Source organism: Aeromonas sp. 603757, assembly GCF_049171255.1.
GTDB lineage: Bacteria > Pseudomonadota > Gammaproteobacteria > Enterobacterales > Aeromonadaceae > Aeromonas > Aeromonas veronii_A.
This window is the reverse complement of sequence record NZ_JAAKOE010000009.1, coordinates 15,044-27,835: the sequence shown is the minus strand read 5'-3', so window position 1 is coordinate 27,835 and position 12,792 is coordinate 15,044. Positions and strand designations below refer to the sequence as shown.

Annotated in this window: 14 protein-coding genes; 9 read left to right on the top strand and 5 right to left on the bottom strand. The window is 60.1% G+C overall.

All coding sequences use genetic code 11. The annotated features are described in order from the left end of the window. Positions 1 to 2: 2 nt before the first annotated feature. Positions 3 to 1,532: a 2,3-bisphosphoglycerate-independent phosphoglycerate mutase gene (gene gpmM, locus G5332_RS10500; protein ID WP_005356867.1), complete on the bottom strand. Its 1,530-nt coding sequence runs from the start codon at positions 1,530 to 1,532 to the stop codon at positions 3 to 5. A 246-nt stretch (positions 1,533 to 1,778) separates the two neighbouring features. Between gpmM and G5332_RS10495 the strand changes: the two genes are divergently transcribed. The 3 genes from G5332_RS10495 to gpsA are packed head-to-tail and all read left to right on the top strand — an operon-like array spanning position 1,779 to position 3,738. Beyond that, a complete protein-coding gene (locus tag G5332_RS10495; RefSeq protein ID WP_005340640.1) occupies positions 1,779 to 2,210 on the top strand; it encodes a rhodanese-like domain-containing protein in 432 nt (143 codons plus the stop codon). A 50-nt stretch (positions 2,211 to 2,260) separates the two neighbouring features. Beyond that, entirely contained in the window at positions 2,261 to 2,731 is a 471-nt protein-coding gene (gene secB, locus G5332_RS10490; protein ID WP_042054222.1) for a protein-export chaperone SecB, read from the top strand. A gap of 2 nt (positions 2,732 to 2,733) precedes the next feature. Next, a complete protein-coding gene (gpsA, locus tag G5332_RS10485) occupies positions 2,734 to 3,738 on the top strand; it encodes an NAD(P)H-dependent glycerol-3-phosphate dehydrogenase (RefSeq protein WP_005356865.1) in 1,005 nt (334 codons plus the stop codon). 69 nt (positions 3,739 to 3,807) lie between these two features. Here the strand turns inward: gpsA and nfuA are convergent, their stop codons facing one another. After that, positions 3,808 to 4,386 carry a Fe-S biogenesis protein NfuA gene (nfuA, locus tag G5332_RS10480; RefSeq protein WP_005340636.1) on the bottom strand — a complete coding sequence of 193 codons (579 nt, stop codon included), beginning with the start codon at positions 4,384 to 4,386 and terminating at the stop codon, positions 3,808 to 3,810. Between the two features lie 80 nt (positions 4,387 to 4,466). Further along, positions 4,467 to 5,195 (bottom strand): ComF family protein, encoded by a 729-nt coding sequence (locus tag G5332_RS10475; RefSeq protein WP_421172435.1) that lies wholly within the window; start codon positions 5,193 to 5,195, stop codon positions 4,467 to 4,469. Positions 5,196 to 5,233: 38 nt separating this feature from the next. Here G5332_RS10475 and bioH point away from each other — a divergent pair, with 38 nt between their 5' ends. From bioH to G5332_RS10455, 4 genes are all read left to right on the top strand, one after another. Beyond that, positions 5,234 to 5,998 carry a pimeloyl-ACP methyl ester esterase BioH gene (gene bioH / locus G5332_RS10470; RefSeq protein WP_421249874.1) on the top strand — a complete coding sequence of 255 codons (765 nt, stop codon included), beginning with the start codon at positions 5,234 to 5,236 and terminating at the stop codon, positions 5,996 to 5,998. Between the two features lie 71 nt (positions 5,999 to 6,069). Then, positions 6,070 to 6,303, top strand: a complete 234-nt coding sequence (locus G5332_RS10465; RefSeq protein ID WP_005342675.1) for a flagellar basal body rod C-terminal domain-containing protein — start codon at positions 6,070 to 6,072, stop codon at positions 6,301 to 6,303. A 1-nt stretch (position 6,304) separates the two neighbouring features. After that, entirely contained in the window at positions 6,305 to 7,072 is a 768-nt protein-coding gene (locus tag G5332_RS10460) for a putative metalloprotease CJM1_0395 family protein (protein WP_421172433.1), read from the top strand. A gap of 85 nt (positions 7,073 to 7,157) precedes the next feature. Then, positions 7,158 to 7,436 carry a hypothetical protein gene (locus G5332_RS10455; protein ID WP_005355353.1) on the top strand — a complete coding sequence of 93 codons (279 nt, stop codon included), beginning with the start codon at positions 7,158 to 7,160 and terminating at the stop codon, positions 7,434 to 7,436. Between the two features lie 70 nt (positions 7,437 to 7,506). Here the strand turns inward: G5332_RS10455 and G5332_RS10450 are convergent, their stop codons facing one another. Further along, positions 7,507 to 9,816 carry a Tex family protein gene (locus tag G5332_RS10450; RefSeq protein WP_374885142.1) on the bottom strand — a complete coding sequence of 770 codons (2,310 nt, stop codon included), beginning with the start codon at positions 9,814 to 9,816 and terminating at the stop codon, positions 7,507 to 7,509. Positions 9,817 to 10,017: 201 nt separating this feature from the next. Beyond that, complete coding sequence (greB, locus tag G5332_RS10445; RefSeq protein WP_005355349.1) at positions 10,018 to 10,491, bottom strand: transcription elongation factor GreB; 474 nt, start codon at positions 10,489 to 10,491, stop codon at positions 10,018 to 10,020. A gap of 247 nt (positions 10,492 to 10,738) precedes the next feature. Between greB and ompR the strand changes: the two genes are divergently transcribed. Together ompR and envZ are read left to right on the top strand one after the other, a co-directional pair. Further along, a complete protein-coding gene (gene ompR, locus G5332_RS10440; RefSeq protein ID WP_005340625.1) occupies positions 10,739 to 11,461 on the top strand; it encodes a two-component system response regulator OmpR in 723 nt (240 codons plus the stop codon). Then, on the top strand, positions 11,458 to 12,768 hold the full coding sequence (gene envZ / locus G5332_RS10435; RefSeq protein ID WP_227341576.1) for a two-component system sensor histidine kinase EnvZ: 1,311 nt from the start codon (positions 11,458 to 11,460) through the stop codon (positions 12,766 to 12,768). Before ompR ends, envZ begins: the two co-directional genes overlap by 4 nt. Positions 12,769 to 12,792: the final 24 nt, after the last annotated feature.

The window sequence follows — 12,792 nt, the reverse complement described above, 5'->3', positions numbered from 1 at the left end:
GATTATTTCAGAATCATCAGGGGCTTGCCAGTCATTTCCGGCGGCACCGGCAGACCCATCAGGGTCAGCATGGTGGGGGCCAGATCGGACAGTTTGCCACCTTCAACCACCTCGGCTTTGCGACCGAAATAGATGAGCGGAACCGGCAGATTGGTGTGGGCGGTGTGGGCCTGACCAGTCTCTTCGTCCAGCATCTTCTCGGCGTTGCCGTGGTCGGCAGTGATCAGGCACTCGCCACCCACTTCGGCCAGGGCGTCGGTGACGCGGCCGATGCAGTGGTCAACGGCTTCACACGCTTTGACGGCGGCATCGAACACACCGGTGTGACCAACCATGTCGCCATTCGGGTAGTTACAGATGATGACGTCGTACTTGCCGCTCTTGATGGCCGCAACCAGCTTGTCGGTCAGCTCTTCGGAGCTCATCTCCGGCTGCAGGTCATAGGTCGCCACTTTCGGGCTGGCCACGATCTCGCGATCTTCGCCGGTGAAGCAGGACTCTTCGCCACCGTTGAAGAAGAAGGTGACGTGAGCATACTTCTCGGTTTCGGAGATGCGCAGCTGGGTCTTGCCCTGCTTGGCCAGCCACTCACCCAGGGTGTTGACCAGAGCGGTCGGCGGGTAGGCACAGGCAGTTTTGATGTCGGCCGCGTATTCGGTCAGCATCACGAAGTTCAGTTTCGGCTCGACTGCACGGGCGAAGCCGGTGAAGTCTGTGTCAACGAAGGCGCGGGTGATTTCACGGGCACGGTCGGCACGGAAGTTCATGAAAATCAGCGCATCACCATCTTCCATCGGGGCAGCTTCGCCGATGCGGGTGGCTTTGACGAACTCGTCGTTCTCGTCGCGGGCATAGGCGGCAGCCAGCGCTTCAGTGGCGCTCTCGGCGGTGAACTCGCCCTTGCCCTGGGTCATCAGGTCATAGGCTTGCTGCACGCGATCCCAGCGGTTGTCACGGTCCATGGCGAAGTAACGGCCGATCATGGAGGCGAAACGACCCTTGCCGAGCTTGGCGAACAGGGCATCGAACAGCTCGATGGAGGACTGGGCGGAGCGCGGCGGAACGTCACGGCCATCCAGGAAGGCGTGCAGGTAGATCTTCTCGGCGCCACGCTTGGCAGCCATTTCGATCATGCCCATGATGTGCTCTTCGTGGCTGTGTACGCCACCCGGGGACATCAGGCCCATGATGTGAACGGCTTTGCCGTTGGTCACGGCAGCGTCAACAGCCTTGGCCAGCTCGACGTTCTGGAAGAATTCGCCGTCCTGGATGTCTTTGGAGATGCGGGTCAGCTCCTGATAGACGATGCGACCGGCACCGATGTTGACGTGGCCCACTTCGGAGTTGCCCATCTGGCCATCCGGCAGACCGACGTCCAGACCGGAGCCGGAGATCAGGGTGCTGGTGTAGTCACGGGCCAGACGATCGAGGTTGGGAGTCTTGGCGGCAGCGACGGCGTTGTGCTCTTGCTTGGTGCTGTAGCCCCAACCGTCCATGATGACCAGAACCAAAGGTTTCTTAGCTGTTGACATAAGACTATGTCCTCTCGGATTGGAAAAAATGCGGGAAATGAAACTAGCGTAATATTACTACATCTGCCGAAATAGTCACCTGATAGCCAAGGGGCGCTCCCGTGGCCCCGCAAGCCACGCCTTTCCTGCCATGCTCGCTGCCCAATGATGATGGGAGCCTGCTCGCGCTTTGCCGCCAAGATGGCTGATCTTATCAATACCCCCATGTATACTCGGGCCCTTGTCTTGGTCCCTGGATAGTAGAAGATGCAAGAGTATTTGGATTTTGCGGCCCGCAACCCGCTGCTGACCGCAGCCTGGTTGGGCCTTGCTGGCACCCTGGTTTACACCACTGTGCGTGCCCGTTTGTCTCCGGTAAAAACCGTCAACAACCACACTGCGACCCTGCTGATCAACCGCGAGAATGCTACCGTGGTGGATATTCGCAGTCAGGAAGAGTATGCCAAGGGCCATCTGGCCGGTGCCCAGCACCTGCCGCTGACCCAGATCCAGAGCAATAATCTGGGCCCGGTTGAAAAGCATAAAGATGCCCCCATCATAGTGGTGTGCGAGTCGGGAATGACTGCGGGCGGCGCGGGCCGTCAGCTGAGCAAAGCTGGCTTCAAGCAGGTTTATGTGCTCGGCGGTGGCATGGCCCAATGGCGTGCAGAAAATCTGCCGGTAACCAAGAAACGCTGATTTAAGCAGGGCCTGAGCCCACTTATCCATATAACAAGGAATCAAACGAAATGGCTGACGAGATCAACAACCAGGAAGTACAACCGGAATTCCACATCCAGCGTGTTTACACCAAGGATGTCTCTTTCGAAGCGCCGAACACCCCGCACATCTTCCAGAAAGAGTGGCAGCCGGACGTCAAGCTGGATATGGATACCAAGACCAACATCCTGGCTGAGAGCGTGTACGAGGTTGTCCTGACCCTGACCGTGACTTGCAAACTGGAAACCGAAACCGCCTTCCTGTGCGAAGTACAGCAAGCCGGTATCTTCACCATTGGTAACCTGCCGGAGCCGCAACTGGCTCACTGCCTGGCTGCCTTCTGCCCGAACATCCTGTTCCCGTATGCCCGCGAAGCCGTGGCCAACATGGTGAGCAAGGGTTCCTTCCCGCAGCTGAACCTGGCACCGGTCAACTTCGATGCCCTGTTTGCCCAGCACATGGCGCAAGCACAGGCCCAGCAGGCGACTGCGGAAGCCTGATAATGGCTGACCAGATCGCTATCTCGGTCTTGGGGGCGGGGTCTTATGGCTCTGCCCTTGCCATTTCTCTGGCGCGCAATGGTCATCCGACCCTGCTGTGGGGTCACGACCCCGCTCATGTCGCCGAGCTGGAACAAGACCGCTGCAACAAGGCATTTTTGCCTGATGTCCCTTTCCCCGCCGATTTGCAGCTGACTGCGGATCTGCAACGTGCGGTACAGGCTGCCCCCGTGCTGCTGCTGGTCGTGCCAAGCCATGTATTTGGCGATGTGCTGACCCGGATCAAGCCCTTCCTGCGCCCCGATACCCGTATCGCCTGGGCCACCAAGGGTCTGGAGCCGGACAGTGGCCGTCTGTTGCAGGATGTGGCCCGTGAAGTGCTGGGTGACGAGATACCGCTGGCGGTGATCTCCGGTCCCACCTTCGCCAAGGAGCTGGCTGCCGGTCTGCCGACCGCCATCTCGGTCGCTTCGACCCACGACGAGTTCGCTGACGATCTCTCCCACCTGCTGCACTGTGGCCGCTCGTTCCGAGTCTATACCAATCCGGACTTCGTCGGTCTGCAGCTGGGTGGGGCGGTGAAGAACGTCATCGCCATCGGTGCCGGTCTCTCCGACGGGCTCGGGTTTGGCGCCAATGCCAGAACCGCGCTCATCACCCGGGGTCTGGTGGAGATGCAGCGTCTGGGTGCGGCGCTGGGTGCCGATGCCAAAACCTTTATGGGGATGGCGGGGCTCGGGGATCTGGTGCTCACCTGTACCGACAACCAGTCGCGCAACCGTCGCTTCGGGCTGGCCCTCGGGGCTGGCAAGGATGTGAACACCGCCATGACCGAGATCGGTCAGGTGGTGGAGGGGTATCGCAACACCAAAGAGGTGCATCTGCTGGCGGCCCGCTGCGGCGTCGAGATGCCCATCTGCGAGCAGATCTTCAAGGTGCTCTACGAGGGTAAGAACCCGAAAGAGGCGGCCATCGCCCTGCTGTCGCGAGACAAGAAGGACGAGTAATCTGCCGATTGCCCATGCAAAAGGCCCTGCCAGATGGCGGGGCCTTTTCTTTGCTGCAAGGGCTGCAAATCAGTAGTAAGAGTGGTCGCCGCGCTGGTGCTCGGTGGCGTCTTTCACACCGTTGAGCTCACCCGGGAACTTCTCCAGCAGCTGCTTCTCGATCCCCTCTTTCAGGGTGTAATCGACCATGGAGCAACCGTTGCAACCGCCGCCAAACTGCAGGATGGCCAGTTTGTCTTCGGTCAGTTCGACCAGAGTGACCTTGCCACCGTGACCGGCCAGCATGGGGTTCACCTCGGACATCAGCACGTACTCGATGCGCTCGATCAGCGGCGCGTCGTCGGCCACTTTACGCATCTTGGCGTTCGGTGCTTTCAGGGTGAGCTGGGAGCCCATCTGATCGGTCACGAAGTCGATGGTGGCATCCACCAGGAAGGGGGCGCTCAGGGGATCGACCATACAGTCGAAGCCGCTGAAGGGCAGGTGTTGATCTTCCGGGTCCACGGCATCGGGCGGGCAATACGATACGCCACACTCGGCATTCTGGGTTCCCGGATTGACCACAAACACCCGGATATTGGTGCCATCAGGCTGTTTTTCCAGCAGTTTACGGAAATGGGCCTGGGCGGCGTCGGAAATGCTGATCATCACTATCCTCATAAACCTGAGTGTACGACTAGGGTATTCATGATAACGCGGTTATTAATGCTTGGGTAGCATGCCGATGGCTACTTGCTGTGCCGCAGGGTACGACAGATTGCCCACACTTCTACGTTTGTGATGCCGCTCTCATGGAGCAAACGGCTGAGCTGACCGGCGGTGGCACCTGTGGTCACAACGTCATCGAGCAGGGCGACATGACGATAGTGGTGGGGGCGGATCCGGAATGCCCCGCGCAGATTGCGCCGCCGCTGCCCGGCGCTCAGGGTTGTTTGCTGCGGTGTTGCCTTGATGCGCTGCAACAGGGTGTTGTCGCAGGGAATACCGGTGAACTCGCCAAGGGCTTGCGCGATCTCCTCCGCCTGATTGAACCCACGCCGCCACTGCCGCCACCAGTGCAGGGGAACCGGAATGATCGCCTCCGGCGGCTCGCAGCCATCCAGATGATCGGCCAAGAGGCGTGCCAGTAACGGAGCCAGCAGGATTTGGCCGGAATATTTGAGCCGGGGGATCAGCATGGGGTAGGGGGGTTGGTAGTCGCCAATCACCTGCAACCGCTTCCAGGGGGGGGGTCTGCGCTGGCAGCGACCACAGACCGGTATGCTCTCTTCTATATAGTCAGCCAGCGGTGCTGCGCAGAGGCGGCATCTCGGCTGTGACTGGTGCAGCGCCTGCCGACACCAGCTGCAGAGCAGGGGCTCGTTGTCGCAAGGCTGATGGCAGAGCAGGCAGCTCCCTTGCCAGTCACCGTGGCTGCCGAGTAGCGGGCTTGCTTTAGCGAGCAGTCGCTTTAACATGCTGACCCCAAGAGCATGAACAGGGATCTTGAGTCTAGATGAGCATATCGGTAGAGCAGTTTGGCCAGGGGCCCGATCTGGTGCTGTTGCACGGGTGGGGGATGAACGGTGCGGTCTGGCATGGTGTTGCCCAACCGTTGGCGTCCCACTATCGGGTTCATCTGGTGGATTTGCCCGGCTTTGGCAACAGCCCGCTGGCAGACGAGGTGGATTACAGCCTGCCCTGGCTTGCCGAGCAGGTGGCCGCCATCTTGCCGCAGAAGTGCCATCTGCTTGGCTGGTCGCTCGGCGGTCTGGTGGCAAGCCAGTTGGCGCTGACTCATCCCGATCGGTTGCACTCCCTGATCACGGTAGCCAGCTCTCCCTGCTTTATGGCGCGGGACGAGTGGCCCGGAATTGCCCCCAAGGTACTGACCGGCTTCAACCAGATGCTGGCGGGGGATTTTCGCCAGACCATAGAGCGCTTTCTGGCGATCCAGGCCATGGGCAGCGAACATGCCCGGGATGATATCCGTCAGTTGCGCCATTGGCTGGCCGAGCGCCCGGCGCCCCAGTTTGCCGCACTCGAGGCTGGACTGACGCTGTTGGCCGAGATTGATCTGCGCGAACCGCTGCAGGAGCTCGATCTGCCCTGGTTGCGGATCTATGGCCGACTGGATTCATTGGTGCCCAAGGCGGCCATTCCCCTGCTGGATGATCTCTACCCTGCCAGCTGCAGCGTGACTCTCAATAAGGCCTCACACGCACCTTTTATCTCCCACCCTGACGAATTCATTGAAATCGTTCGAGATTTTGTTGGCTAAAAAACAGCCTGTAAGCTTCATTAATCCTCTGGTCTGGCGGATAATTAAGCTGTGACCAGAGGAGTAACACCATGCGTATTGATTCTGCTTTCAACAGCGGGGTTCAGGGATTTCAGCGAGCCGAGCAGATTGCCGACAAGGCATCCAATCAGATCGCCCGCCTCAACACCCCCAGCGGGGATCAGGTGCAAGTGACCGATGAGCTTGTCAATCTCAAGGTGGCCGAGCAACAGGCTGGCGCTTCCGCCAAGGTAGTGCAGACTGCCAGCGAGATGATGGGAACCCTGATCGACATCCGGGTGTGAGATGAACATCAATGTCAGTCTGCCTCCCCTTATCCCGACACAGCTGCAACCCCAGGTGGAAGCAGCGAGGACGGATAATCGCCGGGCAGAACTGATCCCGCAGGCCCGAGCGGGCCAAGCCTCCGTTGCCGAATCTGAAGTCGGCTCCCAGAAAGAGAAATCCAAAGCTGGTCAGGCCTCCAGCAATCAGAGCTCCCAGAACAGCCGTGAAACCGGACAACTGGCGCCGACGACACTGCCAGACAATCGCTTTGTCGAGGCCACCGGTGAGGATGGGCAGCGCAAGCAGCAAGATCCCAAACAGCAGGAGCAGCAACAGCGGCAAGAGCAGCAGGTTCAGGATCTTGTCGAGCGTGACAAGGAGGTGCGTACTCACGAGCAGGCTCACCAGTCTGCGGGTGGAGCGTACGCCAGCTCGCCCACCTATCAGTTTACGCAAGGGCCGGATGGCAAGCGTTATGCTACGGGTGGCGAAGTCCAGATCGATACCAGTGTCGTACCCGGTGACCCTGCGGCTACCATCGCCAAGATGCAGCAGATCCGCTCTGCAGCGCTGGCGCCTGCCGAGCCTTCCGCGCAGGATTTGGCCGTTGCACGCAGCGCCGCCGCGAGTGAAGCCAAGGCACGCAAAGAGCTGATGGCCGAGCAGAGCGCGAAATCGGACGGTGTGTTGAGCGCCTATATGGACAAGCGCAACAGCGTCATCGCGGGCCACTATCGACAGGCTGTCAGCCCGGCCTCTACCCAGTCCCTCAGTCTGCATATCTGAATCACCCTCGCCAAACTTTCAGCTGCTTTGCCTGTTTTGCAACTAACCTGAAGATCAGGCCCATTCCAATTTCACAGGAGCTGTCATGCATTTCGATGAAGTCAAAGCGGAAGATTTCACCACCTTCTCCCGTGTGCCGCCCCCCCACCTGCAGATGGAGCAATTTCTGATGCAGCTCGGAGGAGGGGGAACTGAAGGAACCAGTTTCAAGAAGAAAGTGATGCTGGCGGCTGGCTGGAGCCACACCGGCGTCGTCTCTTACGGCAAATATCCGCAAGAGGCCTGCAAGGCATTCAACCGACTGCGGGAGGTGCTGGCCCAGCATGGAGAGCCCGAGAGCATACTTGCTGCCCTGACGCAGTAATCCTGAGCTTCGCGTGTAAAAAAGCCCCTTGCGGGGCTTTTTGCATTCAGAGGACTTCTGGAAGGTTTCGCTACTTTTTCGCTTTGGAGAGCGCTGCCGCGAAGGCGTTGCCCATGGCACCACCCATAGGGGGGCTTTGGCGCGGCTCATTTCTTGGTTTGGTGTTGCCAGCACAGCTGTTGCGCGCTTCAGCCGGCTTGCGGGCGGGCTGCCCTGCCTTTTCGTCGAGGCGCATGGTCAGGCTGATCCGCTTGCGCGGGGCGTCCACCTCCAGCACCTTGACCCGCACAATGTCGCCGGCCTTGACCACCTCACGGGGATCCTTGACGAAACGGTCGGTCAGGGAGGAGATGTGCACCAGCCCGTCCTGATGAACACCGATATCGACGAAGGCGCCGAAGTTGGTGACGTTGGTGACCACCCCTTCCAGCACCATCTCGGGCACCAGGTCGCTGATCTGCTCCACCCCTTCCTTGAAGGTCGCTGTTTTGAACTCGGGGCGCGGGTCGCGGCCCGGCTTGTCCAGCTCGCCGATGATGTCGGTGATGGTGGGCACGCCGAATTGCTCATCGGTGTAATCGGCCGGTTTCAGGCTGCGCAGCAGGCTGCTGTTGCCGAGCAGGCTCTCCACGGTCTGCTCCAGCTTGGCGAGGATCCGCTCCACGACCGGATAGGACTCGGGGTGTACAGCCGAGCTGTCGAGGGGATTGCTGCCGCCGCGAATGCGCAGGAAGCCGGCGCACTGTTCGAAGGCTTTTGGGCCGAGTCGGCTCACTTTCAGCAATTGCTGACGGCTCTTGAATGCGCCGTGCTCATCCCGGTAGGCGACGATGTTCTGGGCCAGCGTCTGGGAGAGGCCGGAAACCCGGTTGAGCAGGGCGACCGAGGCGGTATTCACATCCACACCGACCGCGTTCACGCAATCCTCGACCACGGCATCCAGCCGGCGGGCCAGCTGGCTCTGGCCGACGTCGTGCTGATACTGGCCCACCCCGATACTCTTGGGATCGATCTTGACCAGCTCGGCCAGCGGGTCTTGCAGGCGGCGGGCGATGGAGACGGCGCCACGGATCGAGACGTCGAGATCCGGGAACTCCTGAGAGGCAAGCTCGGAGGCGGAGTAGACAGAGGCCCCCGCTTCGCTCACCACTATCTTCTGCGCCTTGGCGGCGGGGTAGCGCTCGAACAGGTCGCTGACCAGCCGGTCGGTCTCCCGCGAAGCGGTACCGTTGCCGATGCTGATGAGCTCGACCTTGTGTTTCTGGCACAGCTCGCTCAGGGTCTTGAGGCTCTGATCAATCTGGCGTTTTGGTTCGAACGGATAGATGGTGGCGTGATCGACCAGTTTGCCGGTGGCATCCACCACGGCAACCTTGACCCCGGTGCGGATGCCCGGATCCAGCCCCATGGTGCAGCGCATGCCCGCTGGGGCCGCCATCAGCAGATCCTTGAGGTTCATGGCGAACACCTTGATCGCCTCCTCCTCTGCCGACTCGCGGATGCGACCGATCAGCTCGGTCTCCATTTGAAGCGACAACTTGATCTTCCAGGTCCAGCTCACTACCCCCTGCAGCCATTTGTCGGCCGGGCGGTTCTGCAGATTGAGCTTGAGGTGGTGGGCAATGATCCCTTCGCAGGGGCTGGCACTCTCGTCGTCACCGGTGACCAGCGCCAGATTGAGGATCCCCTCATTGCGGCCGCGCAGCATGGCCAGCACCCGGTGGGAGGGGGCCTTGTGCAGGGGTTCGTCGTGTTCGAAATAGTCCTTGAACTTGGCCCCTTCCTGCTCCTTGCCTGCCACCACGCGGGCGCGCAGGGTGGCATTTTGCCACAGGTAGTCGCGCAGCTTCTCCAGCAGGTCGGCCTGCTCGGCGAAGCGCTCCATCAGAATATAGCGGGCGCCGTCGAGGGCAGCCTTGCTGTCGGCAATGCCCTGTTCGGGATTGAGGAAGGTGGCTGCAGCTTGCTCGGGATCCTGCATCGGGTCGCTGAGCAGCAGGTTGGCCAGCGGCTCCAACCCGGCTTCGATCGCCATCTGCCCCTTGGTGCGGCGTTTGGGCTTGTAGGGGAGGTAGAGATCTTCCAGCCGGGTCTTGCTGTCGGCACCATTCAATTCGCGCATCAGCTCGGGGGTCAGCTTGCCCTGCTCTTCGATGGAGCGAATGATCACCTGACGGCGATCTTCCAGTTCACGCAGATAGCCGAGGCGGCTCTCTAGGGTGCGCAACTGGCTATCGTCCAGACCGCCGGTCACCTCTTTACGGTAACGGGCGATAAAGGGCACGGTCGAGCCTTCATCCAGCAGGCGCACTGCGGCCTGCACCTGCTCCGGGCGAGCATTGAGCTCACCGGCAATCTGTCTCTCTATGGTTTGCATCATGATGTTGTTGAGGGCCTCTGTGGTCGAGTCCGCGCCATCAGGCGCCAAGTGTGAGCACTATATGGGGTCGTGTTGCGGGATGCCACCCTGCGCCGGGGTCTGCACCCGTCAGACTGATAAGTCGCAGGGGAGAGCGCATCTCTTGCCATTGCACCTGTGACTCAGGATGTGCCTGTGGCAAGCAGCTCACCAGTAGTCCGGCTATTTGGGGTAGCTGATCTCGTTGATATACCAGCAGACGTCACCAACTGGCGTACGGACGATGGCTTCATCACCGACCTCTTTCTTGAGCAGGGCGCGGGCCATGGGGGAGTCGATGGAGATGTAATCCTTGCGCTCGAAGATCTCGTCATAGCCGACGATGCGAAAGCGCTTGGTCTCGCCCTCTTCGTTTTCCACCTCGACCCAGGCACCGAAGAAGACTTTGCCCTCCTGCGCGGGGGCATAGTCGACGATCCCCAGCTCTTCGAGACATTTGCGCAGGTAACGCACCCGCCGATCGATCTCCCGCAGTCGCTTCTTGTTGTACTGGTAGTCGGCATTTTCGCTGCGATCCCCCAGGCTGGCGGCCCATGCCACCTTTCTGGTGACCTCGGGGCGCTCCTGACGCCAGAGGAAATCGAGCTCTTCTTTCAGCTTGTTGTAGCCTTCGCGGGTGATCAGCTTTGTCTTCATGGTGATGCGGACCTGGTCAAAGAGGGGTAATCATCGCTAACTGCTCGGGAATATTAGCTTTTGTCCTCCTTCTGTCGAGAGAAATTGCGCCAGCTTGGCGGGAGCCATTCAGCGGTACTGGTCTGGAGGAGGGCTTGACGGCCGTCACGCTCTGATCATGGGTAATAACCGGTAACATATTTATGCTTTTCTCCCGCGATATCCCCCCCTAGTATGGTGGGCAGCGAAAGAATGAAGAGGCAAAGCAATGAGTCAGCAGCAATACAAGGTCCTGGTCGTGGACGATGACCTGAAATTACGTTCCCTGTTGGAACGCTATCTCACCGAGCAGGGATTCGTGGTGCGCGGCGTGGCTAATGGCGAACAGGCCGATCGCCTGCTGACTCGTGAAAACTTCAGCCTGATGGTGCTCGATCTGATGTTGCCGGGGGAGGATGGGCTCTCCATCTGCCGTCGTCTGCGGGAAGCGGGCAACCAGATCCCGGTGCTGATGCTCACCGCCAAGGGGGATGAAGTGGATCGCATCGTCGGACTCGAAATGGGTGCCGATGACTATCTGCCCAAGCCATTTAATCCCCGTGAACTGCTGGCGCGGATCCGAGCTGTGCTGCGCCGCCATACTGTCGAGTTGCCAGGGGCTCCCTCTGCTGCAGAGAAGGTGGTCAACTTCGGAGCCTTCCAACTCAATCTGGCTACCCGTGAGCTTAGCCGGGATGGCGAGCCGATGGCGCTCACCAGCGGTGAATTTGCGGTGCTCAAGGTACTGGTCAGCCATCCGCGCGAGCCGCTTTCCCGCGACAAGTTGATGAATCTGGCACGTGGCCGCGAATATACCGCCACCGAGCGCAGTATCGACGTACAGGTCTCTCGCCTGCGCCGCCTGCTGGAGCAGGACCCGGCCCAGCCCCGCTATCTACAGACCGTCTGGGGTCTGGGGTATGTGTTTGTACCAGATGGTGACGGTGCATGAAAAAGGTCGGCAGCATGTTCTCGCGCATGCTCTGGTTCCTGGCCGCCGTTCTGGTGGTCTATCAAGCGGTCTCCTATGTCACCTTCTACAACTATCTGCTGGCACCCACCGTCAAACAGATCAGTCACCTGCTGGCCAATCAGGTCAAGCTGATCTTTCCGGTCAATACCGAGCAGCTGGCGTTGAGTGAAGATGCCGAGGCGCTGGTCTATGTGACGACCGGTACCGACATCTATACCCAGAGCGAGGCGGTGCAGCATGGCTTCAACGATGCCAAGCCGTACCCCTATCTGGAGGAGAACATAAGCCGCGAACTGGGTGGCCCGGCCAAGGTGCGGGTCGAGATCCAGGATCACTACATCATCTGGATCCAGCCGCCACAGGCCAGCAAAATCTGGGTGCGGATCCCGCTGACCGAGATTGAAGATGACGATATCGAACCCCTCATCATCTATCTGAGCGTGCTGCTGGTGATCACCCTGTTTGCTGCCTGGCGCTTTGCACGCCAGTTGGTTCGTCCGCTCGAGGATCTCGAGGCTGGCGCGGTTGCCGTGGCCAGAGGACATTTCCCCGAGGCGCTGGGGGAGCTGGGGTCACGGGAGGTACGCCGTCTGACCCGCACCTTCAACCATATGTCCCACTCCATCAAGAGCCTGATCGAAGAGCGTAACCTGATGATGGCGGGGGTTTCCCATGACCTGCGAACCCCGCTGACCCGTATCCGGCTGGCTACCGAGATGATGTCCTCCGGTGACGAATATCTCAAGGAGAGCATCAACTCAGATATTGATGAGTCCAATGCCATCATCGATCAGTTCATCGATTACATCCGCCCGGATGAGGGGCAGGCTCCGGTACCTGTCGATCTGACCCAGCTGGTGCACGATACCCTGTTGATCTATTCGGAGCAGGGGCTGGACGTCGATCTGGCGCTGCCACAAGAGGCAGTGCGGGTGGCCTGCAATCCGGTTAGTATCCGGCGGGTGTTGAACAACCTATCAAGCAACTCGCAGCGTTATGGGGCGAGCCGCTTGTATGCCGAGTTGAAGGACGACGGGCACTGGGTGCGCCTGCGCCTATCCGATGATGGCCCCGGTATTCCGGAGCAGGACTACTCCCGGGTGCTCAAGCCGTTTACTCAGGGGAATGTGGCGCGAACTGTTGGCGGCAGTGGCTTGGGGTTGGCCATCGTGGCCAAGATAGTCGCCCAGCACCACGGCACTATCCGGCTGGGAAGCTCGGATCTCGGCGGCCTGCTGGTCGAGATACGGCTGCCGAAACATCAGCCACAGGAGTGGATGGATTGAGAGAAGGGCGTATCCGTGGATACG